21 protein-coding genes and 1 pseudogene are annotated in these 22,099 nt (G+C 69.8%); 8 read left to right on the top strand and 14 right to left on the bottom strand.

Annotation, left to right across the window (positions count from 1 at the left end; all coding sequences use genetic code 11):
* Positions 1–55 precede the first annotated feature (55 nt).
* From A5705_RS06215 to A5705_RS06200, 4 genes are all read left to right on the top strand, one after another.
* Positions 56–2,131: an MMPL family transporter gene (locus tag A5705_RS06215; RefSeq protein ID WP_068276247.1), complete on the top strand. Its 2,076-nt coding sequence runs from the start codon at positions 56–58 to the stop codon at positions 2,129–2,131.
* Positions 2,128–2,607, top strand: coding sequence for a TspO/MBR family protein (locus A5705_RS06210; RefSeq protein WP_068276244.1), 480 nt, complete (start codon positions 2,128–2,130; stop codon positions 2,605–2,607). The genes A5705_RS06215 and A5705_RS06210 overlap by 4 nt, the downstream gene beginning before the upstream one ends.
* Positions 2,608–2,623: 16 nt before the next feature.
* On the top strand, positions 2,624–3,955 hold the full coding sequence (locus A5705_RS06205) for a deoxyribodipyrimidine photo-lyase (RefSeq protein WP_068276241.1): 1,332 nt from the start codon (positions 2,624–2,626) through the stop codon (positions 3,953–3,955).
* 79 nt (positions 3,956–4,034) lie between these two features.
* A complete protein-coding gene (locus A5705_RS06200; protein ID WP_068276238.1) occupies positions 4,035–4,577 on the top strand; it encodes a DUF4333 domain-containing protein in 543 nt (180 codons plus the stop codon).
* 2 nt (positions 4,578–4,579) lie between these two features.
* Here the strand turns inward: A5705_RS06200 and A5705_RS06195 are convergent, their stop codons facing one another.
* Positions 4,580–5,317: an acyltransferase gene (locus A5705_RS06195; RefSeq protein ID WP_067880020.1), complete on the bottom strand. Its 738-nt coding sequence runs from the start codon at positions 5,315–5,317 to the stop codon at positions 4,580–4,582.
* Between the two features lie 135 nt (positions 5,318–5,452).
* On the opposite strand from A5705_RS06195, the gene A5705_RS06190 reads away from it, so the two are divergent.
* Together A5705_RS06190 and A5705_RS06185 are read left to right on the top strand one after the other, a co-directional pair.
* Positions 5,453–6,775 (top strand): PQQ-binding-like beta-propeller repeat protein, encoded by a 1,323-nt coding sequence (locus A5705_RS06190; RefSeq protein WP_068276235.1) that lies wholly within the window; start codon positions 5,453–5,455, stop codon positions 6,773–6,775.
* Positions 6,772–7,107: a hypothetical protein gene (locus A5705_RS06185; RefSeq protein WP_068276232.1), complete on the top strand. Its 336-nt coding sequence runs from the start codon at positions 6,772–6,774 to the stop codon at positions 7,105–7,107. Before A5705_RS06190 ends, A5705_RS06185 begins: the two co-directional genes overlap by 4 nt.
* Before the next feature lie 21 nt (positions 7,108–7,128).
* Here A5705_RS06185 and A5705_RS06180 read toward each other — a convergent pair whose 3' ends face one another.
* From A5705_RS06180 to ctaD, 8 genes and pseudogenes are all read right to left on the bottom strand, one after another.
* Positions 7,129–7,824 carry an esterase gene (locus tag A5705_RS06180; RefSeq protein WP_068276229.1) on the bottom strand — a complete coding sequence of 232 codons (696 nt, stop codon included), beginning with the start codon at positions 7,822–7,824 and terminating at the stop codon, positions 7,129–7,131.
* Positions 7,825–7,892: 68 nt separating this feature from the next.
* The gene (locus A5705_RS06175; RefSeq protein ID WP_231982372.1) at positions 7,893–9,125 is read right to left on the bottom strand and encodes a class I SAM-dependent methyltransferase; all 1,233 of its coding nucleotides are present in this window, start codon (positions 9,123–9,125) and stop codon (positions 7,893–7,895) included.
* A complete protein-coding gene (locus A5705_RS06170) occupies positions 9,083–10,066 on the bottom strand; it encodes a class I SAM-dependent methyltransferase (RefSeq protein ID WP_068276226.1) in 984 nt (327 codons plus the stop codon). Before A5705_RS06170 ends, A5705_RS06175 begins: the two co-directional genes overlap by 43 nt.
* A gap of 22 nt (positions 10,067–10,088) precedes the next feature.
* A pseudogene (locus A5705_RS06165) lies at positions 10,089–10,760 on the bottom strand (enoyl-CoA hydratase); the annotation flags it as partial.
* Positions 10,757–11,587 (bottom strand): NUDIX domain-containing protein, encoded by an 831-nt coding sequence (locus A5705_RS06160; RefSeq protein WP_068276223.1) that lies wholly within the window; start codon positions 11,585–11,587, stop codon positions 10,757–10,759. The gene A5705_RS06160 and the pseudogene A5705_RS06165, both read right to left, overlap by 4 nt.
* Entirely contained in the window at positions 11,584–12,426 is an 843-nt protein-coding gene (locus tag A5705_RS06155; RefSeq protein ID WP_068276220.1) for an ABC transporter ATP-binding protein, read from the bottom strand. Before A5705_RS06155 ends, A5705_RS06160 begins: the two co-directional genes overlap by 4 nt.
* A gap of 116 nt (positions 12,427–12,542) precedes the next feature.
* On the bottom strand, positions 12,543–13,778 hold the full coding sequence (gene serB, locus A5705_RS06150) for a phosphoserine phosphatase SerB (RefSeq protein ID WP_068276217.1): 1,236 nt from the start codon (positions 13,776–13,778) through the stop codon (positions 12,543–12,545).
* Between the two features lie 15 nt (positions 13,779–13,793).
* The gene (gene ctaD / locus A5705_RS06145) at positions 13,794–15,554 is read right to left on the bottom strand and encodes a cytochrome c oxidase subunit I (protein WP_067880009.1); all 1,761 of its coding nucleotides are present in this window, start codon (positions 15,552–15,554) and stop codon (positions 13,794–13,796) included.
* Between the two features lie 139 nt (positions 15,555–15,693).
* Between ctaD and A5705_RS06140 the strand changes: the two genes are divergently transcribed.
* Positions 15,694–16,779, top strand: coding sequence for an iron-siderophore ABC transporter substrate-binding protein (locus tag A5705_RS06140; RefSeq protein WP_068276214.1), 1,086 nt, complete (start codon positions 15,694–15,696; stop codon positions 16,777–16,779).
* 103 nt (positions 16,780–16,882) lie between these two features.
* Positions 16,883–17,923, top strand: a complete 1,041-nt coding sequence (locus A5705_RS06135) for an NAD(P)-dependent alcohol dehydrogenase (RefSeq protein ID WP_067879945.1) — start codon at positions 16,883–16,885, stop codon at positions 17,921–17,923.
* On the opposite strand, the gene A5705_RS06130 is transcribed toward A5705_RS06135, so the two are convergent.
* The 5 genes from A5705_RS06130 to A5705_RS06110 all read right to left on the bottom strand — a co-directional run bounded on the left by A5705_RS06130 (position 17,918) and on the right by A5705_RS06110 (position 22,065).
* Positions 17,918–18,331 (bottom strand): DUF3349 domain-containing protein, encoded by a 414-nt coding sequence (locus A5705_RS06130; RefSeq protein WP_067879942.1) that lies wholly within the window; start codon positions 18,329–18,331, stop codon positions 17,918–17,920. The two genes, A5705_RS06135 and A5705_RS06130, sit on opposite strands and share 6 nt — an antisense overlap.
* A gap of 131 nt (positions 18,332–18,462) precedes the next feature.
* A complete protein-coding gene (locus A5705_RS06125; RefSeq protein WP_156763047.1) occupies positions 18,463–18,954 on the bottom strand; it encodes a hypothetical protein in 492 nt (163 codons plus the stop codon).
* Between the two features lie 85 nt (positions 18,955–19,039).
* A complete protein-coding gene (locus A5705_RS06120) occupies positions 19,040–20,077 on the bottom strand; it encodes a diguanylate cyclase (RefSeq protein WP_068276208.1) in 1,038 nt (345 codons plus the stop codon).
* 298 nt (positions 20,078–20,375) lie between these two features.
* On the bottom strand, positions 20,376–21,350 hold the full coding sequence (gene nrdF, locus A5705_RS06115; RefSeq protein ID WP_197516981.1) for a class 1b ribonucleoside-diphosphate reductase subunit beta: 975 nt from the start codon (positions 21,348–21,350) through the stop codon (positions 20,376–20,378).
* Between the two features lie 112 nt (positions 21,351–21,462).
* On the bottom strand, positions 21,463–22,065 hold the full coding sequence (locus tag A5705_RS06110; protein WP_082956323.1) for a TetR/AcrR family transcriptional regulator: 603 nt from the start codon (positions 22,063–22,065) through the stop codon (positions 21,463–21,465).
* Positions 22,066–22,099 lie beyond the last annotated feature (34 nt).

Raw genomic sequence — 22,099 nt, 5'->3', positions numbered from 1 at the left:
AAGCATACCGCGCAAACGCGCGATTGTTAACTTGATTAATGTTTAAGCGACTGAAATGCTTGCGGGTGTGATGTGGGACGGGCTGGCCGCCGCGGTGACCAACCGGCGTTCGTGGCTGCCCGGACTGGCGGCGGTCCTACTGGGTATCGGCCTCGTGGTGCTCATCGGGGGAAACGCGGCGGCGGGGCAGGCGCCCCTGTCGGTGCCGTCCGACTCCGACTCGGCCAGGGTCGACACCCTGGCGCGCCAGTTCCCCGGCGGCGACCGGGTGCCGCTGATCGCCGTCGTCAGCCGCGCCGACGGCGGGGTGCTGGCGCCGGCGGACGTCGCCGCGGCGCGCGCGGCCCGCGACCGGATGCTGGCGCTCACCCGCGACACCGCGGCGGCACCGGTCACGGTCTCCGCCGACGGCAAAGCGGCCATCGGCGTGGTCACCGTGGACGCCGGGCTGTCGGGGCTGCCCCTGAACCACGCCGTCGCCGCCCTGCGCACAGCCGCCGGCGCCGACCTGCCCACGGCGCTGCGCTCCCACGTCACCGGGGGCCCGGCGTTCGGCGCCGACATCGCCAACGCGTTCACCGACGCCAACGTCACCCTGCTGGCGGTGACGGCGTCGGTGGTGGCGCTGCTGCTGATCGCGACCTACCGCTCGCCGGTGCTGTGGCTGGTGCCGCTGCTCGTGCTGGGGTTCGCCGACCGGGTGGCCGCCGCGGTGGGCACCGGCGTGGCGGCGCTGACCGGCCTGAGCTTCGACGGCGCCACCTCCGGTATCACCAGCGTGCTGGTGTTCGGGGCGGGGACCAATTACGCGCTTCTCCTGATTTCGCGTTACCGGCAAGAACTTTCGCGGCTCCCCGCGCACCGTGACGCGCTGCGCCGGGCGGTGCGCGCGGCCGGGCCGGCCATCGTCGCCAGCAACGCCACCGTGGTGCTGGCGTTGCTCACCCTGCTTTTGGCCGTCACCCCGAGCACCCGCAGCCTGGGCGCCCTGGCGGCGTGCGGACTGGTGGTCGCCGCGGTTTCGGTGCTGGTGGTGCTGCCGCCGGTGCTCGCGTTGTGCGGGCGGCGCCTGTTCTGGCCCTTCATCCCCCGCGCGGGCGACGGCGCCGCAACGGATTCCGGGCCCTGGCACCGAATCGCCACCTGGGTGGACCGGCGACCTGCCGTGGTGGCAGCGGTCGCGATCGCGCTGCTGGCGGCCCTCGCCACCGGCCTGCTGGGAACGCGAATCGGCCTGTCGCAGACCGAGCAGTTCCGGGTCCGGGCGGACTCGGTGGCGGGTTATGAGGTTGTGGCCGCGCACTTTCCGGGCGGCATGGCCGGCCCCACGCTGGTCGTCGGGCCGTCTGCGCGGGCGGCGGAACTGCAGCGGGCCATCGTCGCCACCCCGGGTGTGATCTCGGCGTCCGAAACGGGCCGGTCGAGCACGGGCCTGACGAAGTGGTCTGTCGTGATCGACGCCCCGCCGTCATCGGGTCGGGCGTTGGGAACGATTGCGGCACTGCGGGATTCGACCAAGTCCGTCGATTCCGGTGCGCTGGTGGGCGGCGCCGACGCACAGGCGCTCGACGTCCGCGACGCGGCCGCGCACGATCGGTCGGTGGTGATCCCGGCGATCCTGGCGGTGATCATGGCGGTCCTGTATCTGCTGCTGCGCTCGGCCCTGGCGCCGCCAACCCTGCTCGCCGCAACGATTCTCGGGGCGCTTGCCGCGCTGGGCCTCGGCGGCTGGGCCAGCATCCACGCCTTCGGATTCCCCGCGCTGGACAGCACCACACCGCTGTTCGCGTTCCTGTTCCTGGCGGCCCTCGGCGTGGACTACACCATCTTCCTGGTCACCCGCGCGCGCGAGGAGGCCGCGCGACACGGCGCGCGGGACGGCATGGTGCGCGCGGTGTCGGCGACCGGCGGCGTGATCACCAGCGCGGGCATCGTTTTGGCGGCCGTGTTCTGCGTGCTGGGCGTCCTGCCCTTGATCGTGCTGACGCAACTCGGCATCATCGTGGGACTGGGCATCCTGCTCGACACCTTCATCGTGCGCACCCTCGTCATCCCCGCGCTCTTCGCCCTGATCGGCGACCGCATCTGGTGGCCCGCCGATCCCACCCAACCGAAAGGAGGCACAGCGTGAACAAGTCGACGCTTGCCGCAACCACAGCCGCCGTCGCCATCGCCGCCGGCACCGGCAGCATCGCCAGCCCCATGCGGGTGCCCGGCTGGTACGCCCGGCTCCGCAAGCCGGCGTACCAGCCGCCCGGCGCCGCGTTCCCCCTGGTGTGGACCACGCTCTACGCCGACATCGCGGCCACCTCCGCGGCGGCCATCGACCGGTTCCGCGCCCGGGGACAGCACGACGAGGCACGCCGCTACGCCGCGGCGCTCGGCGTCAACCTGGCGCTGAACGCCGGGTGGAGCTGGCTCTTCTTCCGGTACCACAAGCTGGGCGCCTCCGCGCTGGGCGCCGCGGCGCTGACGGCGAGCAGCGCCGACCTCGCGCGCCGGGCCGCGCGGGCCGACCGGCGGGCCGGAGCGGCCCTGGCGCCCTACCCGTTGTGGTGCGCCTTCGCCACCGTGCTCGCCACCGGGGTCTGGCGGCTCAACCGCTGAGGAGGGGCACCGAATCATGCCGACGCTGTTGTGGTTTCGCCGCGACCTGCGGCTGAATGACCACCCCGCCCTGGCCGCGGCCGCCCGAGACGACGGCGACGTGCTCGCCTGCTTCGTCGTCGATCCGCGGCTGGAGGCGTCGTCGGGGTCGCGGCGGCTGCAATTCCTCGGCGACTCGCTGCGGCAACTCCGCGACGACCTGGACGGCCGGCTGCTGGTGATCCGCGGTCGGCCCGAGGAGCAGATCCCGCGCGTCGCCAGGGAAATCGGCGCGTCGGCGGTGCACATCTCGGACGATTTCGCGCCGTACGGCGCGCGCCGCGACGAAAGAGTGCGCGCGGCACTCGATTCCGTGCCGTTGGTGGCGACGGGCTCGCCGTACCTGGTGGCCCCGGGCCGGGTGACGAAGAAGGACGGCTCCCCCTACCGGGTGTTCACCCCGTTTCTGCGCGAGTGGCGCGAGGCGGGGTGGCGGGCGCCGGCCGCATCGGGCGCCGGCGCGGCGCGCTGGCTCGACCCGGCGCGGCTGCCGATCAAGCGGTGCGAGATACCCGACCCCGGCGCGGCGCTCGACGTGGTCGGCGGGGAGGCCGCCGCCCTGCGGCAGTGGAAGTCGTTCGTGGCCAACGGCTTGCATCGCTACGGCCAGGACCGCGACCGGCCCGACCTGGCGGGCACCAGCCGGATGTCGGCGTACCTGAAGTTCGGGTGCGTCCATCCACGCACCATGGTCGCCGACCTCGACCTGCGCGTCGCGGGGGCGCAAGCGTTCCTGCGGGAGTTGGCGTTTCGCGATTTCTATGCCGACGTGCTGCACCACTGGCCGTCCAGCGCGTGGCACAACTGGAACAGCCAGTTCGACGGCATCCGGACCGACGCGGGGCCCGACGCCAAGCGCCGCTTCGAGGCCTGGAAGGCCGGCCAGACCGGGTTTCCCTTCGTGGACGCCGGGATGCGGCAGCTCCGCGAGACCGGCTTCATGCACAACCGGGTGCGGATGATCGTCGCGTCGTTTCTGGTCAAAGACCTTCACCTGCCGTGGCAGTGGGGCGCCGAGTGGTTCCTGGACCAGCTGGTCGACGGGGACATTGCCAACAATCAGCACGGGTGGCAGTGGTGCGCCGGGTCGGGCACCGACGCCGCCCCGTATTTCCGGGTCTTCAACCCGGTCACGCAGGGCGAGAAGTTCGATCCGTCGGGCGACTACATCCGGCGCTGGGTTCCCGAGTTGCGCGCCGCCGACGACGCGCACCTGCGCACAGGGGAACGACCCCGGGGATACCCGGTGCCGATCGTCGACCATGGCGCCGAGCGCGCCGAGGCCCTGCGCCGCTATCAGAGCATCTGAGCAATTTCACGCACCTGAAGCGTTTTGGCATGCAATTATCAGCCGACTCACAGTTGCCGATTCGCCCTCGGGAGGCGCCATGGCTCGGTCGATCGTCCGGACATTGTTGGTTGCGGGGAGCGCCGCGGGGCTGATGGCCGGCGTCGGCGCCTGTTCGTGTTCGGTCACGTCGAAGCATGCGGTGAGCAAGGGTGACGTCGCCGGCCAGATCACCTCGAAGATGACCGACGCGGCCGGCAACAAACCCGAGTCGGTGACCTGCCCGGACGACCTGCCCGCCAAGGTCGGGGCGCAGCTGAACTGCACGATGAAGGTCAAGAACCAGACGTTCGACGTCAACGTCACCGTCACCAGCGTCAACGGCAACGACGTCAAGTTCGACATGGTCGAGACCGTCGACAAGAACCAGGTGGCCGGCATTCTCAGCAACAAGCTGACCCAGCAGGTGGGCCGCAAGCCCGACTCGGTGTCGTGCCCGGACAACCTCAAGGGCGTCGAGGGCGCCACGCTGCGGTGCGAGCTCACCGATTCCGGCCAGAAGTACGGCATCTCGGTGACCGTCACCAGCGTCGACGCCGGCGATGTCAGCTTCGACTACAAGGTCGACGACCACGCCGAATAGGGCTACCGGGCCGCCTTTTTCCGCTCGATGTCGGCCAGCGCCGCCGCGAGTTCGGCGCGCTGCGCGGCCGAGCTCTCCCACGACAGCTGCCGGTTCTTGACCACCTTGGCCGGCGCGCCGACCGCGATCGAGTAGTCGGGGATCACGCCGCGGACCACCGCGTGCGAACCCAGCACGCAGCCGCGCCCGATCGACGTGCCGCGCAGCACCGTCACCTTGACGCCCACCCAGGTGTCCGGGCCGATACGGACCGGGGACTTGATGATGCCCTGGTCCTTGATCGGCAGGTTGATGTCGTCCATGCGGTGGTCGAAGTCGCAGACGTAGCACCAGTCGGCCATCAGCACCGAGTCGCCCAACTCGATGTCGAGGTAGGTGTTGATCACGTTGTCGCGACCCAGCACGACCTTGTCGCCGAACCGCAACGAACCCTCGTGCGCGCGGATGGTGTTCTTGTCCCCGATGTGCACCCAGCGCCCGATCTCCATCTCGGACAGTTCGGGGGTCGCGTGGATCTCCACGCCCTTGCCGAGGAACACCATCCCGCGGGTGATGATGTGCGGGTTGGCCAGCTTGAACTTCAGCAGCCGCCAGTAGCGCACGAGGTACCACGGGGTGTAGGCGCGGTTGGCCAACACCCACCTCAGGGAGGCCAGCGTCAGGAACTTGGCCTGGCGAGGGTCCCGCAGGTTCGATCCGCGCCAGCGGCGGTGCAGCGGAGCATTCCACATGCTCGTCATGGCCGGAAAGCCTATCCCGCCGACGATGCACGCCCGAACGGCGGGCCGTGGAGGCGATCGGGTACGGCACAGCCCGCACGGGTTACCCTCACGTGTACGCGATCGCCACCCGCACAGAGGAGTTGGAAACCCGAGGTGCTTGCCCGACATCTCCTGCGTGGGCTTCGGCGTTCGGCCCGTGCGGCCCTGGCCGCCGCGCTCACGACCGGGCTCGCGGGCTGCGGCAACACCGACTCGTGGGTCGACGCCTCGGCCGCGCAGGGCTGGCCCGCGCAGTACGGCGACGCCGCCAACAGCGGCTACACCGCGACGGGCGGCGCGGCCAAGCTCTCGCTGCAGTGGACGCGATCGGTCAAGGGCAGCCTGGCGGCCGGCCCGGCGCTGAGCGCGCGCAGCTATCTCGCCCTCAACGGCCAGACGCCGGCCGGGTGTTCGCTGATGGAGTGGCAGAACGACGACAACGGGCGGCAGCGCTGGTGTGTCCGGCTGGTCCAGGGCGGGGGCTTCGCCGGCCCGTTGTTCGACGGCTTCGACAACCTCTACGTCGGCCAACCGGGGGCGTTCCTGTCGTTTCCGGTGACCCAGTGGACGCGATGGCGGCAACCGGTGATCGGAATGCCCACCACCCCAAGGTTTCTCGGACACGGCCAGCTGCTGGTCGCGACGCATCTGGGGCAGGTGCTGGTTTTCGACGCACACCGCGGCGAGGTATCCGGCAGCCCGCTCGATCTGGTGGACGGCGTCGACCCCACCGATGCGACGCGCGGTCTGGCCGATTGCGCCCCCGCCCGGCAGGGCTGCCCGGTCGCGGCCGCGCCGGCCTACTCCGCGGGCAACGGGATCGTGGTGATCGGCGTCTGGCAGCCGGGCGCACCGGCGGCGGGCCTGGTCGGGCTGAAGTACCACGCCGGCCAGTCCCCGCTGCTGAGCCGGGAATGGACCAGCGACGCGGTGGGCGGCGGCGTCATCGCCAGCCCGGTGTTGTCCGCCGACGGGTCGACCGTCTACGTCAACGGCCGCGACCAACGGCTGTGGGCCCTACACGCCCCCGACGGGAAGCCGAAATGGTCTGCGCCCCTTGGCTTTCTGGCGCAAACACCGCCCGCGGTCACCCCACAGGGGCTGATCGTGTCGGGCGGCGGGCCCGACACCCGGCTGGCGGCGTTCAAGGACGCCGGCGATCACGCCGACGCGGTCTGGCGCCGCGACGACGTCACGCCGCTCTCGTCGTCGAGCCTGGCCGGCGGCGGCGTCGGCTACGCGGTGGTCACCGGCCCGAGTGCCAATGGCGCGCCCGGCATGTCGGTGCTGGCCTTCGATCCCGGCAACGGCCACACCCTGGGTAGCTACCCGCTGCCCGCGGCCACCGGCTATCCCGTCGGCGCGGCGGTCGGCAACGATCGCCGGGTGGTGGTCGCCACCAGCGACGGCCAGGTCTACAGCTTCAGCCCGGCATGAGCACGCGCCGCCCGGCGGACGTGGTCGCCACAGTCGGCCTGCTGATCGTCCACGGGTTCTTGCTGGGCGCGACGGTGGTGCTGCTGGAGTTGCTCGTCATGGTCACCGACCCGTGCGGCTCGGTGCGCTGCGGCGACCCGGCCTGGATCGACCGGGCCATGATGCTGGGGATCTGGGGCGGCGCCACGGTCCTCATCGCAGACGTTGCGGTCTGCGTTTATCTGCTCGTCCGGCACCGGACCGCCTTCTTCGTGCCGATCATCGGCTGCGCGGCGCAGGTCGCGCTGGCGCTCGGCGCCGCGGCGATGGAGTGGCAGGCCGGGCCGGTTTGAGCCCGGGACCTGCACGCTGCGCTAGATGGCCAGCGGCGGAATGGCGTTGCGGGGCACCTGGGCCTGGGCCGGTCCGGCAAACGCGGGAAGCATCTCGCCCGGAGCGAAGTAGAAGATCAACTGGTCGTCGGTGATGGCGAAGTTCTGATAGTGCGACGGGTCGAGCCCGTTGGACGGCAATATCGCCGCCCCGAACGGGTTCTGGCGGTTCAGGTCGCGTTGCACCAGCGGGAAGATGGTGTCCAGCGGGGTCGTGCCCGGCGCGAACAGGTTGTCGAAGGTGATGGGCTGTTTGCTGCCGAGGTTGTAGTTGAACGCCTTGTACCAGGTGGACGTACGTGACCCGCCGACGTCCTGGAAGAACTTCAGCACGACGCTGCGGGTGTTGTGCGGCAGCTGGCCGGCGGTGTGCTGCTCGGTGGTGGCCTCCATCTGGTAGGGCTGGTCGCGGGGCCCGGACCCCTGCGCCACGTTGATGAACCCGTCGCGATTCTGGGTGATGTAGTCGGTCAGCGCCTGCTCGTCGGGATAGTCGGCGGGAAACGTCATGTTGAGTGTGTACATGGGGCCGCTGGCGTGCACGTGACACATCTGCCCGGCCTCGACGGCGCCGCCCAGGCCCGCGCACGACGGCGGCTCGGCGGCCGACCGAGGGGCCGCCGGCCAACCCAGCATGACCGCGGCGCACAGCACCGCGGCCGCTATCGGGTAACGCATCGTCGAATTGTCCTCGCAGATCAGGGCGGGGCGCCTACCAGAATGACCGCAGCCAGCCTACCCGCGCGTCAGCGGGAGGGACGGCAGACGAAGGCCGTCGCGCGACCGTCGGCCCCGGAGCCGATGCGGGCGATGACGACCGACAGCGGCCGGTCGCCGCGCGGCCGCAGCCGTCCGCGCAACGCGTCGGGGTCCACGCGCACCCCGCGGACGAGGATTTCCAGCGCGCCGCAGCCCAGCGCCGCCAGGGCCTGCCGCAGCCGGCGCTCGTCGAACGCCAGCTGCTCGAGAACCTCGAAGCCGCGCACGCCCGGCGGCAGCCGCTCCCCCGACAGGTAGGCGATGTCGGGGTCTAGTTGCCACAGCCCGTGGCGCGCCCCGTAGTGGCGCACCAGCCCGGCCCGGACCACGGCGCCGTCGGGGTCGACGATCCAGCGCCCCGCCGGTCGCACCCCGCACTCGTCCGGTTCGTTGTCGGTGACCTGTTCGCCGCGATCCAGCACGCTCGCCCGCCGGCGCACCCCCGGCCCCGCCAGGCCGGTCGACCACAGGCACGCCTCCCGGACCGACCCGCGATACGACGTCACCTCGATCTCGCCGTCGAATCCGAGGCGCCGCAACCGCTCGAAATTGATTCCGGGGGAACACTTCACGGCGAAATCGCGGTCCCGGTTGGTGTCGAGCAATCGACCGAGGCCGGGCTGGTAGTCGTCGACGCGGAAGCGCCGCCGCCCGCCGTCACGGCGCCCCGGGTCGGCGAGCACCACCGCGTCGCGGGTCACCGGGTGCAGCGCGTCGGCGCGGCAGAGGTCGGCCGCCGGCCCCAGGTTGTGGCGGGCCATCGCGAGGCGCACCGGGTCGATGTCGCTGCCCACGGCGCGGCTCCCGAAGCGGCGCAGCGCGGCCAGTTCGGTGCCGATCGAGCAGGTCGCGTCGTGCACCGGCACGCCGGCCTGCGCGAGCCGGGCGGCCCGGTGCAGCGCCACCGGCGCCGCGGTGGCCTGCTGCAGCGCCTCGTCGGTGAACAACCACTCCGACACGTCACCGAGCTCGCCCAGCTTGTCGGCCGCGCGGCGGCGCAGCAGCGTCGTCTCCACCAGCGCCGGTGCCCGGTCGCCGAACCGGGCGCGCGCGGCCGCGACGTCCGCGATCCTGGTGGCTTCGCTCAGCTCGAGTTCGCCGACGAAGTCCAGCGCCGCGGCCCCCGATTCCGACCGCAGGTAGCTGACGTCGTCGCTGCTGAATTGCAGCCCCGCACTCAGGAGGGTTTGACCCCGGTGACCATCACGTTGTAGAACCACCCCTTGGGCACCAGGTGCCGCGACACGTTGGCATCCAGCCAGCTCAGCGCCTTCCAGCTGTTGAACGCGAAGTGCGCCCAGCCCCAGCCCAGCCGCCCCGGCGGGACCGCGCATTCGAACGTGCGCAGCGGCCAGCCCAGCATCGCGGCGGTGAACTCCACGGTGGCGGTCCGCACGTCGACCGCGCCGGCGTTGCCGGCCATGCGCTCCAGGTCTTCGGGCGCGAAGGTGTGCAGGTCGACCAGCGCCTCCAGCGCGGCGGCGCGCGAGGACTCGTCCAGCTCCGCCTGCGGGCGGCGCCAGCCGGTCAGGCCCGGCAACCGGGTGACGTTGGTGACGACCCGCCAGGTCAGCGTCGAGAGAGCGCGCGCGTAGACCTCGCCGGCGTTGCTCGGCTCGCCGGCGAACACGAATCGGCCGCCGGGGCGCAGCACCCGGACCACCTCGCGCAGCGACAGCTCGACGTCGGGGATGTGGTGCAGCACGGCGTGCCCGACGACCAGGTCGAACGTGTTGTCCTCGTACGGGATGCCCTCGGCGTCGGCCACGCGGCCGTCGATGTCCAGCCCGAGCGATTGGCCGTTGCGGGTGGCGACCTTGACCATGCCGGGCGACAGGTCGGTGACCGACCCGCGTCGAGCCACCCCGGATTGGATCAGGTTGAGCAGGAAAAACCCTGTGCCGCAACCCAATTCGAGGGCACGGTCGTAGGGCAGCTCGGCGATGCCGTCCTCGGGGACGACGCCGTCGAAGCAGTCCCTGGCGTAGTCGATGCAGCGCTGATCGTAGGAGATCGACCACTTCTCGTCGTAGGTCTCGGCCTCCCAGTCGTGGTAGAGCACCTGGGCGAGCTTGCTGTCGTGCCGCGCCGCTTCCACCTGCTCGGCGGTGGCGTGCGGGTTGGGAACGGCGTCGCCTGGGAGATCGGTACTCGTCGTCATGAACGGCAGCCTAATCGGCTTGCGGTGGCGGGCCGAAAACGGCATTGATTCCCGCCTTGGCGGCGGCGAGGGCGCCGCGCGGCCCCTCCAGGAAGCGGCGCGCCCAGGCCGCGGCGGCGTCGTAGACGTCGTCGGGGGCCACCATCTCGTCGATCAGCCCCAGCGCCAGGGCCTCCTCGGCGTCGAAGAAGCGCCCGCTGAACACCAGCTCCTTGGCCCTGCTCGCCCCGGCGATGCGGGCCAGGCGCGCCATTCCCCCGCCGCCCGGGACCAGGCCGGCCAGGATCTCGGTGGCGCCGAACTTCACGTTGTCGCCGCTGACCCGCCAGTCGGCCGCCAGCGCCAGCGTGAGGCCCGCGCCCAGCGCGTAGCCGGTGATCGCGGCCACCGTCGGCTTCGGGATCGCCGCCACGGCGTCGACGGCCTCGCGGCGCACCCGGGCCGCGGCGTCGGCCTCCGGCGCGGTCAGCGTCCGCAGCTCGGGCAGGTCGTCGCCGGCGGAGAAGATCTCGTGGCCGCCGAACAGGATGACGGCGGCGACGTCGTCGCGCCGCCCCAGCTCGTCGGCCGCGGACACGATCTCGCGGTAGACCTGCCGGGTCATCGCGTTGGTGGGCGGCCGCGAGACGAGCAGCATCGCCAGCCCGGCGTCGCGCGTCCCGTCGCTGACGACGACGCTGACGAACTCCCTCAATGCCGCCATCCCATCCCGCCCGCCTCGCGGGCCTGGTGGTAGCGGTCGGAGTCGAAGAACTCGAAAACCCAGTTGTCGCCCTGGATTTCGAGGTGCGGCTGCACCGGGACGATCTGGCGCTCGACCGCCAGCACGTCGGCGACGGTGCGACCGGCCAGCGAGTCGAGTTGCGTCCAAGTCGGCGGCAGCAGGAAGCAGCGGCCGGCGGCGAAGTCGTCGATGGCGGCCTGCGGCGTCGTCCAGCCGGCGCGGTCGGACTCGGTGTTGTGCCCGTCCGCCCGCTGCCCCTCGGGCAGCGCCCCCACGAAGAAATAGGTGTCGTAGCGGCGGGTGCGCTCGGCCTCCGGGGTCACCCAGTTGGCCCACGGCCGCAGCAAATCGGAACGCAGCTCCAGGTTTTCGCGGCGCAGGAAGTCGGCGAAGGACAGCGTCCCCTCGGCCAGCGCGCGGCGCGCGTCGCCGTACACCGAGGCGTCGCCGACGATACCGTCCGGGTCACCGGCCGGCCCGGCGAACAGCACGCCCGACTCCTCGAACGTCTCGCGGGCGGCGGCGCAGACCAGCGCCTCGGCCAGGTCGGGCTCGATGCCGAACCGCTGCGCCCACCACCCCGGCGGCGGGCCGGCCCACGCGATATCGGCGTTGCGGTCGCGGTCGTCGACGCCCCCGCCGGGAAACACCATCGTCCCGGCGGCGAACTCCATCTTGGCGTGCCGGCGCATCAGGAACACCGCGATACCCTCGGGGTCGTCGCGGACCAGCATCACGGTCGCGGCCGGGCGGGGCACCAGGGGCGGCGGATCCGGCGGGGAAGTCGGGGAAGTCATAGTTGCCTCCGGTGGGCTGCGCGGGTGCGGACGCGGCGGGCGAAGTACCGCCCGTCGGCGACGTCGAGGGCGATGGACTGACCGAACGTGGCCGACAGGTTCTCGGCGGTCAGCACGTCGGGCAGCAGGCCGGCGGCCACCACCTTGGCCTCCGACAGCAGCATGCAGTGGCTGAAGCCGGGCGGAACCTCCTCCACGTGATGCGTGACCAACACCAGCGCGGGCGCGTCGGGGTCGGCCGCCAGGTCGGCCAGCCGGGCCACCAACTCCTCCCGGCCGCCCAGGTCCAGGCCGGCCGCCGGTTCGTCGAGCAGCAGCAGTTCGGGGTCGGTCATCAGCGCCCGCGCGATCAGCACCCGCTTGCGCTCCCCCTCCGACAGCGTGCCGTAGGTGCGGTCCGCGAGGTGTTCCGCGCCAAGGCTTTCCAGCATGTCGACGGCCCGCTGGTAGTCGACGTCCTCGTAGCGCTCCCGCCACCGGCCCAGCACCGCATAGCCCGCCGACACGACGAGGTCGCGCACCAGCTCGTCGGTCGGCACGCGCTGCGCCAGGGCCGACGAGCTCAGGCCGATCCGCGAGCGCAACTCGGACATGTCGACCCGCCCGAGCCGCTCGCCGAGGACGAACGCCACGCCCGACGACGGGTGCTCGCTGGCCGCGGCGATGCGCAACAGCGACGTCTTGCCGGCGCCGTTGGGCCCGATGATCACCCAGCGCTCGTCGAGTTCCACCGCCCAATCCAGCGGCCCGACCAGGACACGTCCGTCGCGCTGCAGCGACACGTTCCTGAAGTCGATCAGCAGATCGGGGTCGGCTGCCTCACTTCCGTTTTCGGGCACCGAACCATCGTGCCGTACCGCGCCCCCCGAATACCCGCCGGGTGTCCCTCCCGCGAACAGACGCAAAAGCCCCCATTTCGCGCCGAAATTGGGGGCTTTTGCGTCTGGTCGGGCACCTAATCCGGCGGGATCTCCACCCGGCGCAACTGGCCGTCGACCGCGTCGGCGGCCTCGATCTCCGCCCGCGTCACGCCCAGCAGGAACAGCACCGTGTCCAGGTAGGGGTGGCTCAGCGACGCGTCGGCCACCGCACGCAACGCCGGCTTGGCGTTGAACGCCACGCCCAGGCCGGCCGCGGCCAGCATGTCGATGTCGTTGGCGCCGTCGCCGACCGCGACGGTCTGCGCCATCGGCACCCCGGCCTGCTCGGCGAATTCCCGAAGGGCCGCCGCCTTGCCGGCCCGATCGACGATCGGCCCGAGAACCCGGCCCGTGAGTTTCCCGTCGACGATCTCCAGCTCGTTGGCGGCGACGTAGTCCAGCATCAGCTCGCGCGCCAGCGGCTCGATGATCCGCCGGAACCCGCCGGAAACCACGCCGCAGTGAAAACCCAAGCGCCGCAACGTCCGAATCGTCGTGCGGGCGCCGGGCATCAGTTCCAGCTGGTCGGCCACCTCGTCGATCACCGTGGCCGGCAGGCCCTCCAGCGTCGCCACCCGCTGCTCGAGCGACTGCGCGAAGTCCAGCTCGCCCCGCATCGCGGCCTCGGTGATCGCGGCGACCGCTCCCTGGGCGCCCGCGCGGGCGGCGAGCATCTCGATGACCTCGCCCTGCACCAGCGTGGAATCGACGTCGAACACGACGAGCCTCTTGGCGCGCCGTTCCAGGCTGTACTCCTCGACCGCGACGTCGACGCCCTCGTCGGCGGCCACCCGGGTCAGCGTGTTGCGCAGCGACCCGTCGGCCAGCGGCGGCGCCGACACCCGCAGCTCCAGGCCGGTGACGGGATAGTCGGAGACGCCGCGGATCAGGTCGATGTTGACGCCGAGCGCCGCCAGCTCGCGGGCCACCGCGCCGAACGCGCGGGCCGTGATCGGCCGGCCCAGCACGAAGATGGTGTGGGTCGACGGGTCCCGGATGATGGGCACGTCTTCGCTGCGTTCGATGCTGACGTCGAGGCCCAGCCCGCGGACGGCGGATTCGACGTCGGCGCCCAACACGCCGCCGTCGGCGACCTCCGGTGAGCAGCACAGCAGCACGCCCAGCGTGAGGCGCCCGCGGATCACCACCTGTTCGACGTTGAGCAACTCCACCCCGTGCCGCGACAGCACCTCGAACAGCGCCGACGTCACGCCCGGCTGATCCACGCCGGTGACGGTTATCAGCACCGACACCTTGAGTGGTGGGTTCACTCCCGGCAGCCGCCGCTACTGGTCGGCGGTCGAGCGATCGGGTTCGGTCCGCGGACCGAATCCCTTCGGCGACTCGAGCGCCGTCGCGTGGCGCCCCACGTGCGCCTCGGCGCGCAACCGCTCCACCATGTGCGGGTAGTGCAACTCGAAAGCCGGTCGCTCCGAACGGATCCGGGGCAGCTCGGTGAAGTTGTGCCGCGGCGGCGGGCAGCTGGTCGCCCACTCCAGCGAGTTGCCGTAGCCCCACGGGTCGTCGACCGTCACGACCTCGCCGTAGCGCCAGCTCTTGAAGACGTTCCACACGAACGGGAACATCGACGCGCCCAGGATGAAGGCACCGATCGTCGAGACGACGTTCAGGGTCGTGAAGCCGTCGGTGGGCAGGTAGTCGGCGTAACGCCGCGGCATGCCCTCGTCGCCCAGCCAGTGCTGCACCAGGAAGGTGGTGTGGAAGCCGATGAACGTGAGCCAGAAGTGCAACTTGCCCAGCCGCTCGTCGAGCAGCCGGCCGGTCATCTTCGGGAACCAGAAGTAGATGCCGGCGAACGTGGAGAACACGATCGTGCCGAACAGCACGTAGTGGAAGTGCGCGACGACGAAGTAGCTGTCGCTGACGTGGAAGTCCAGCGGCGGGCTGGCCAGCAGCACGCCGGTCAGGCCGCCCAGCAGGAAGGTCACCAGGAAGCCCAGCGAGAAGAGCATGGGTGTCTCAAAGGTCAACTGGCCCTTCCACATCGTGCCGATCCAGTTGAAGAACTTGATCCCGGTCGGCACCGCGATCAGATACGTCATGAACGAAAAGAACGGCAGCAGAACGGCTCCGGTGGCGAACATGTGGTGCGCCCACACCGCCACCGACAGCGCGGCGATCGACAACGTGGCATACACCAGCGTGGTGTAACCGAAGATCGGCTTGCGGGCGAACACCGGGAAGATTTCGCTGACGATGCCGAAGAACGGCAGCGCGATGATGTACACCTCGGGGTGGCCGAAGAACCAGAACAGGTGCTGCCACAAGATGACTCCGCCGTTGGCCGGGTCGTAGACGTGCGCCCCCAGGTGGCGGTCGGCGGCCAGCCCGAACAGCGCCGCCGTCAGCAACGGGAACGCGATCAGCACCAGGATGGAGGTCACCAGGATGTTCCAGGTGAAGATCGGCATCCGGAACATGGTCATGCCGGGCGCGCGCATGCAGACCACGGTGGTGATCATGTTGACCGCGCCCAGGATGGTGCCCAGGCCGGCGACCGCCAGACCCATGATCCACAGGTCACCGCCGGCGCCGGGCGAGTGGATGGCGTCGCTCAGCGGGGTGTAGGCGGTCCAGCCGAAATCGGCCGCACCGCCCGGCGTGATGAAGCCGGCCATGCCCAGCGTCGCCCCGAACAGGAACAGCCAGAACGAGAAGGCGTTCAGCCGCGGAAACGCGACGTCGGGCGCCCCGATCTGCAGCGGCAGCACCAGGTTTGCGAAGCCGAACACGATCGGGGTGGCATAGAACAGCAGCATGATCGTGCCGTGCATGGTGAACAGCTGGTTGTACTGCTCGTTCGACAGGAACTGCAGGCCCGGCGCCGCCAACTCGGTGCGCATGAACAGCGCCAGCAGCCCACCGATGAAGAAGAAGATGAAGCAGGCGACGCAGTACATGATGCCGATCATCTTGTGATCGGTCGTGGTGATCAGCTTGTAGACCAGATTCCCTTTGGGACCCGTCCGGGCCGGGTACGGACGGACGGCCTCGAGTTCTCCCAGCGGGGGGGCTTCGGCTGTCAACAGCTCCTCCAAACATCGTCGGTCACGGCCCGAACCAGTATTGACTTCGAATCTTAGCCTCCGGACAAGTCGCCGTCAGGGGCAGTCCTACAAACTGTCGTAAAAGGCTGCGGGGTCGCCGGATGTTAGCGTCGGACCCGTGCCGGGGAGGCGATCGATCGTGGCGGCGGCCGCCCTGGCGGCCGCGGTCCTGGCCTGCGCCGGATGCGGTTCGGAAGGCTCCAAGGCCTCGGCGCGATCGCTCGTCACTCCCACCACACAGATCGCCGGAGCCGGCGTGTTGGGCAACGACCGCAAGCCCGACGAGTCGTGCGCGCGCGACGCCGCCGCGGCCGATCCGGGGCCACCGACGCGGCAGGCCCGCAACGCGGCGGGCCTCACCCCCGACACGGTCGCGGTACCCGCGGAGCCGCAGCGCATCGTGGTGCTCTCCGGCGACCAGCTCGACACCCTGTGCGCGCTCGGTCTGCAATCGCGGGTGGTCGCCGCCGCGCTGCCCGACGGGGCCTCGAGCCAGCCCGCCTATCTGGGCAACGCGGTCCACGGCCTGCCCGGCGCGGGCACCCGCACCAACCCCGACCTGGGGGCCATCGCCGCGGCCCACCCGGACCTCATCCTGGGCTCGGAGGGGCTGACCCCGAGGCTGTACCCGCAGCTCGCGGCCATCGCCCCCACGGTGTTCACGGCGGCGCCCGGCGCCGCCTGGCAGGACAACCTGCGCGCCGTGGGCGCCGCCACCGCGCGCACCGCGGCCACCGACGCGCTGATCAGCGGCTTCACCCAGCGGGCCACCCAGATCGGGACCAGCCACGACGCGTCCCACTTCCAGGCGTCGATCGTGCAGCTGACGACCAGCGCCATCCGGGTCTACGGGGCCAACAACTTCCCGGCCAGCGTGCTCGGCGCGGTCGGCGTGGACCGCCCGGCCGCCCAGCGGTTCACCGACAAGCCCTACATCGAGATTCCCGCCACCGACGCCGAACTCGGCAAGAACCCGGACCTGTCGGCCGCCGACGCCGACGTGGTCTACGTGTCGTGCGCCACCCCGGCCGCCGCGGACCGCGCCGCCGCCGTGCTGGACAGCAACCCCTGGCGCAAGCTGTCGGCCAATCACGACAACCGGGTCTACGTGGTCAACGACGAGGTGTGGCAGACCGGCGAGGGCCTGATCGCGGCCCGCGGCATCGTCGACGACCTGCGCCTGCTCAACGCGCCGATCAACTAGCCGTCCTAAGCTGGCACGCGGGGCGCCACCCGCCAAGTGGCCCGAGAACATTACCTTAGCTAAACTTCTTTACGACGCAATCGAGATCAAAGAGGGATATTTCATGAGCACAGTTTCGGCGTACGCCGCCACCTCGCCGACGGCACCGCTGACCAAGACCACCATCGAACGTCGCGACCCCGGCCCGCACGACGTCGTGATCGACATCAAGTTCGCCGGCATCTGCCACTCCGACATCCACACCGCCAAAGGCGAGTGGGGCACCCCGAATTACCCCGTGGTCGTGGGACACGAGATCGCCGGCGTCGTGACCGAGGTGGGTTCCGAGGTCACCAAATACCGGGTGGGCGACCACGTCGGCGTGGGCTGCATGGTCAATTCCTGCGGGGAGTGCAGCAGCTGCCAGGCCGGACTCGAGCAGTACTGCAAACGGGGCGCGATCTTCACCTACAACTCCACCGACAAGGACGGCACGCCGACGCAGGGCGGCTACAGCCAGGCGATCGTCGTCGACGAGAACTTCGTCCTGCGCATCCCCGACTCGCTGCCGCTGGACAAGGCGGCGCCGCTGCTGTGCGCCGGCATCACGCTGTTCTCCCCGCTGCGGCACTGGAAGGCCGGGCCGGGAACCCGCCTGGCGATCATCGGCCTGGGCGGCCTGGGGCACATGGGCGTGAAGCTGGGCGCCGCGATGGGCGCCGAGGTGAGCGTGCTGTCCCAGTCGCTGAAGAAGATGGAGGACGGGCTGCGGCTCGGTGCCGGCAACTACTACGCGACGGCCGACCCGGACACCTTCAAGAAGCTGCGCGGCAGCTTCGACCTGATCCTCAACACCGTCTCGGCGAACCTGCCGCTCGACGACTATCTCAATCTGCTCGACGTCGACGGGACCCTCGTCGAGCTCGGGATCCCCGAGCACCCGATGGAGACCCACGCGTTCGCGTTGGCGCTCATGCGACGCAGCCTGTCCGGCTCCAACATCGGCGGCATCGCCGAGACGCAGGAGATGCTGGACTTCTGCGCCGAGCACGACGTGACGCCCGAGATCGAGCTGATCGAGCCCGACTACATCAACGAGGCCTACGAGCGGGTGCTCGCCAGCGACGTGCGCTACCGCTTCGTGATCGACATCTCGAAGCTATGACGGGGTTTTCGACACGCCCTGGCAGGCAACCTCTTCGGCCGCCTCGGCGTGGTCGTCACCCGGGCATACCTCGCTGACGTCGATGCCGGCCAGCGGCCAGCCGGCCGCGGCCAGCGTCGCGGCCACCCGGATGATGTCCTCCCGACCGGGGTCGTGGTGGGTGGTCTGGGAGATGAACTCCTCGATCTCGTCGCGGCTGACTGAACCGTCGCCCTCGGCCTTGTGCTTCGAGACGATGTTGTGCACCACTTCGTCGAGCTGATCCTGGGTTAGTGGCGTGCTCTTGAGCAGGGCGAACAATGCGACCTGGTCCGGCCCGGGGACGCCCTGCGGGTACCCGACGTCCAGCCAACGGATCACTGACCGGAGAAACTTGGCGTGCTTGTGGTTCTCGTGGGTTGAAGTCACGTCATAAGTCTCACGTCGGCGCGCTCGCGGGGCGTCGCGGCCGACCCACAATTCATGCGCCGTTCACGACGGCGTCAGAAGTCGCAGTCCTCGGTAGCACGGCCCGCCGCGGCCCTCGCGTCCGCGCCTGCTCATCGGCTGTTCTCGTCACGCGAGGCTTGGATCGCCAAGTTGTCGAGCAACTGCCGGCCGTCCGGGGTGCGCAGCACGGGCAACAACGCGGAGACCACACCGGCGGCGGTGAGGGCGAGGCGGACCAGACCGTCGGGCGCCCTGTCCGCGTCGCGCAGCACCTCGTACTCGGCGCCGGGATCTCCCGAATGTTGTGCCATGGCCATCCGAGCCACCAGCCGATTGTCACGGTCCAGGCCGATCTCGTCGTCGGCGGACGCCAAGGTCAGGGTTTCGCCGATCTCCGCGACTTCTTCCGGTTCGCAGAGCTGAGCCATCAGTTGCCACAGGATGGAGATGGTGGCGCGGATCAACTGTGGCAGCCGACCAGCCGGGATGACTTCATCGTCGACGATGACGCGCATGCCCGCCACGTCGCCGCGCTCGCCATGCCGGATGAGCGCCAATGCGCGACGGAAGTCTGCCGCACCCACGCTGTCGTCACTGCTCATTCCCCACATCCTGCCCGACCTGGGCTTGGCCGCAGCGCCGCGAGCGAGCTACGGCCGTCAGACGTCAGGGCGACGGCCTCGCCGATCACGCACCGCGAGCCGGAGCCGGCGAGGAAGTGGCGCTTCGCGTCGGACGGCCGTTGCCCGGCCCGGCCACCCGGCTTTCGTGGCGAGCCTGGTTCCCGCCGCTGCGTTTGGCGGCGTACATCGCGCGGTCGGCGATCGCGATCAGCTCCTCGATGCCGGCGTGGCTCTCGCGACCGCCGAACGATGTCAACTCGGCGCTGGCGGTGCCGATGCTCGCCGTCATCTTCGGGGAAAGGCCGGTCAGGGCAGCGCAAATCCGCGCCGCCAGCGGTGCTATCTCGGAAGTCGCGCACGTCAGCGCGATGAGGAACTCTTCGCCGCCGGCGCGACAGATGACGGCGTCGGGAGGCGTGTGCTCGATCAGCAGCCCGCTCACCGCCCGGAGCGCGTCATCACCGACGGAATGTCCGTGGGTGTCGTTGATGCGTTTGAAGTTGTCGAGATCGAGCATCACCACGGTCAGATGCGTGTGCGCGCGGGACGGGTCCGCGAGCCGATTGCCGACCGTCTCGACGAATGCGCGCCGGTTCAGCAGACCGGTGAGCGCGTCCTCCTCCGAGCGCTGCGCGTACCCCCCCATTGCCTGCGACAGGCCCCATGCACCAAGCAGCACAGACGCATTGACGAAGGTGATCAGCCAGAACGCCGCTATCGCCGCGGCGATGCCGACGTGGCCGGCCAGGCGCGCCACCGCCGCCAGCGCGACCGCGACAGCCACCGCCGAGTGGAACACCACGACCTTTCGACGGTGAAATATTGCGCTGTAGGCCCCGGTGACCGTCGTGGCGGTACAGGCCAGGACGGAGAGGGCCGCGGTGGGCTGGACCAAGCTCCACCCGCCGACCAACAGCACGCCAACGGCGGCGGCGGCCTCTGACTGCCGTCGCGTTGGAAAACGCATCAGCCAGAAAACGGTCATGCCGATGGTGAACGCGGCGGTGAGGCCGCCCATGACCACCGCGGCCTCGCTCTGCCGGTGCTGGCTGAACAACACGGTCAACGGCGGCAGCGCCGCCGCCGCGCAGACAACGGCCATGATCCGCTGCGCGGCTCGTAACCGTCCCCGCTGACGCAGAAACGCCTTGATCCACTCGTACTTGTCAGGCCTATTAGGCCAATACCTCGGCCGGGACATCCGTCGGCGAACCCCCCAAAAAAGCGTTGCTGCGCACAGCGAGAGAAAGCGGTAGGAACAGTGGGCCCGACGTCATGAGTAGACCAGATAAAGAAGGGCAAAAGTCTGTTTTACGAAGATTTAATTGACTTCTGCCCCGTGAAGTTGTGCGGCCTCCCGCGGCGGGTCTTCGGTCGCCGCTTCGCTGACATCCGCAGGTCTAGAAGTCCCAGTCCTCGTCCTCGGTGACGACGGCCTTGCCGATCACGTACGACGAGCCGGACCCCGAGAAGAAGTCGTGGTTCTCGTCGGCGTTGGGCGACAGCGCCGACAGGATGGCCGGGTTGACGTCGGTCTCGTCGCGCGGGAACAGCGCCTCGTAGCCCAGGTTCATCAGCGCCTTGTTGGCGTTGTAGCGCAGGAACTTCTTGACGTCCTCGGTCAGCCCGACCTCGTCGTAGAGGTCCTGGGTGTACTCAACCTCGTTGTCGTAGAGCTCGAAGAGCAGCTCGTAGGTGTAGTCCTTGAGCTCGGCGCGCTTGGCGTCGTCGACCAGCGCCAGGCCGCGCTGGAACTTGTAGCCGATGTAGTAGCCGTGCACCGCCTCGTCGCGGATGATCAGCCGGATCATGTCGGCGGTGTTGGTCAGCTTCGCCCGGCTCGACCAGTACATCGGCAGGTAGAACCCGGAGTAGAAGAGGAAGCTCTCCAGCAGCGTGGAGGCCACCTTGCGCTTGAGCGGCTCGTCGCCGCGGTAGTACTGCATGACGATCTCCGCCTTGCGCTGCAGGTTGGGGTTCTCCTCCGACCAGCGGAACGCGTCGTCGATCTCGGCGGTGGAGCACAGGGTCGAGAAGATCGAGCTGTAGCTCTTGGCGTGCACCGACTCCATGAAGGCGATGTTGGTGTAGACGGCCTGTTCGTGCGGGGTCAGCGCGTCGGGGATCAGGCTGACCGCCCCGACGGTGCCCTGGATGGTGTCCAGCAGGGTCAGCCCGGTGAAGACGCGCATCGTGAGTTGCTTCTCGTGGGCGGTCAGCGTTCCCCACGACGGCAGGTCGTTGGACACCGGCACCTTTTCGGGCAGCCAGAAGTTACCCGTCAGCCGGTCCCAGACCTCGGCGTCCTTCTCGTCCTGCACCCGGTTCCAGTTGATCGCCGAGGTCCGGTCGATCAGCTTCATGTTTTCGGTCACCAGAACCCCATCTCACCAGCCGGTTTGCCTTTGATATCCAGGCCACAAACACTACCCCTGGGGTACGACAAGGCGCGGCAACACAACCACTTGTGTTCGCCGTGTCGTGGCGTCATTCCAATCCGACCTCTCGCAAGGTGTGCGTGAGGCCGTCCTCGAGGGCGCGCAGCGCGACATCGGTGAGGCGACTGAGTTCGTCGACATCCTCGCCGCCGGTGCTCATCCAGGCCTCGAGCGACGCGAAGACGGCGGTGGCGAGGCTTTGCGCCGCGATGTCGGCGATCATCGCCCCCTCGGCGCTGGGCGCGGAACGCTCGTGGATGAAGCGGCCGATCTCGTCGGCGACCTGATCGCGCATCCGCCGGATGTGGGTGGTGATGATGTCCTGGTCGAGGTCGCGGGACCGGATCGTGGCCGCCTCGCGGACCATCGCGAAATCAAAGGGGAAGGCGTCCATGGCCTTTCGCACCGACGCCGCGATGGGTTCCCCGTGTGGTCGCAACGCCAGGGCGCGGGCGAACCATTCGAAGCCGATGTCGTAATCGGCGAAGATCACCGCGTGCTTGGACGGGAAGTGCCGATAGAACGTTCGCTCGGTGACCCCGACGTCGGCGGCGATATCCGAAACGCTGGTCCGGTGCACGCCGTCGGCGACGAAGCGCTTCATCGCCGCCTGCTGCAGCGCCTGACGGGTGCGCTGTCCACGAGATTCCACGGACCAAGGAGACACCAAATGTCACCATTGACGC

This window comes from Mycobacterium sp. E787 (assembly GCF_001668725.1).
Lineage (GTDB): Bacteria > Actinomycetota > Actinomycetes > Mycobacteriales > Mycobacteriaceae > Mycobacterium.
This window is presented reverse-complemented; position numbering and strand designations above follow the sequence as displayed.

Bases quoted from the DNA above. Each gene is read 5' to 3' on its own strand.
- A5705_RS06215 (WP_068276247.1), top strand. From the start codon at position 56: ATGCTTGCGGGTGTGATGTGGGACGGGCTGGCCGCCGCGGTGACCAAC.
- A5705_RS06205 (WP_068276241.1), top strand. From the start codon at position 2,624: ATGCCGACGCTGTTGTGGTTTCGCCGCGACCTGCGGCTGAATGACCAC.
- A5705_RS06200 (WP_068276238.1), top strand. From the start codon at position 4,035: ATGGCTCGGTCGATCGTCCGGACATTGTTGGTTGCGGGGAGCGCCGCG.
- A5705_RS06195 (WP_067880020.1), bottom strand. From the start codon at position 5,317: ATGACGAGCATGTGGAATGCTCCGCTGCACCGCCGCTGGCGCGGATCG.
- A5705_RS06185 (WP_068276232.1), top strand. From the start codon at position 6,772: ATGAGCACGCGCCGCCCGGCGGACGTGGTCGCCACAGTCGGCCTGCTG.
- A5705_RS06180 (WP_068276229.1), bottom strand. From the start codon at position 7,824: ATGCGTTACCCGATAGCGGCCGCGGTGCTGTGCGCCGCGGTCATGCTG.
- A5705_RS06170 (WP_068276226.1), bottom strand. From the start codon at position 10,066: ATGACGACGAGTACCGATCTCCCAGGCGACGCCGTTCCCAACCCGCAC.
- A5705_RS06160 (WP_068276223.1), bottom strand. From the start codon at position 11,587: ATGACTTCCCCGACTTCCCCGCCGGATCCGCCGCCCCTGGTGCCCCGC.
- A5705_RS06135 (WP_067879945.1), top strand. From the start codon at position 16,883: ATGAGCACAGTTTCGGCGTACGCCGCCACCTCGCCGACGGCACCGCTG.
- A5705_RS06125 (WP_156763047.1), bottom strand. From the start codon at position 18,954: ATGAGCAGTGACGACAGCGTGGGTGCGGCAGACTTCCGTCGCGCATTG.
- A5705_RS06120 (WP_068276208.1), bottom strand. From the start codon at position 20,077: ATGGCCGTTGTCTGCGCGGCGGCGGCGCTGCCGCCGTTGACCGTGTTG.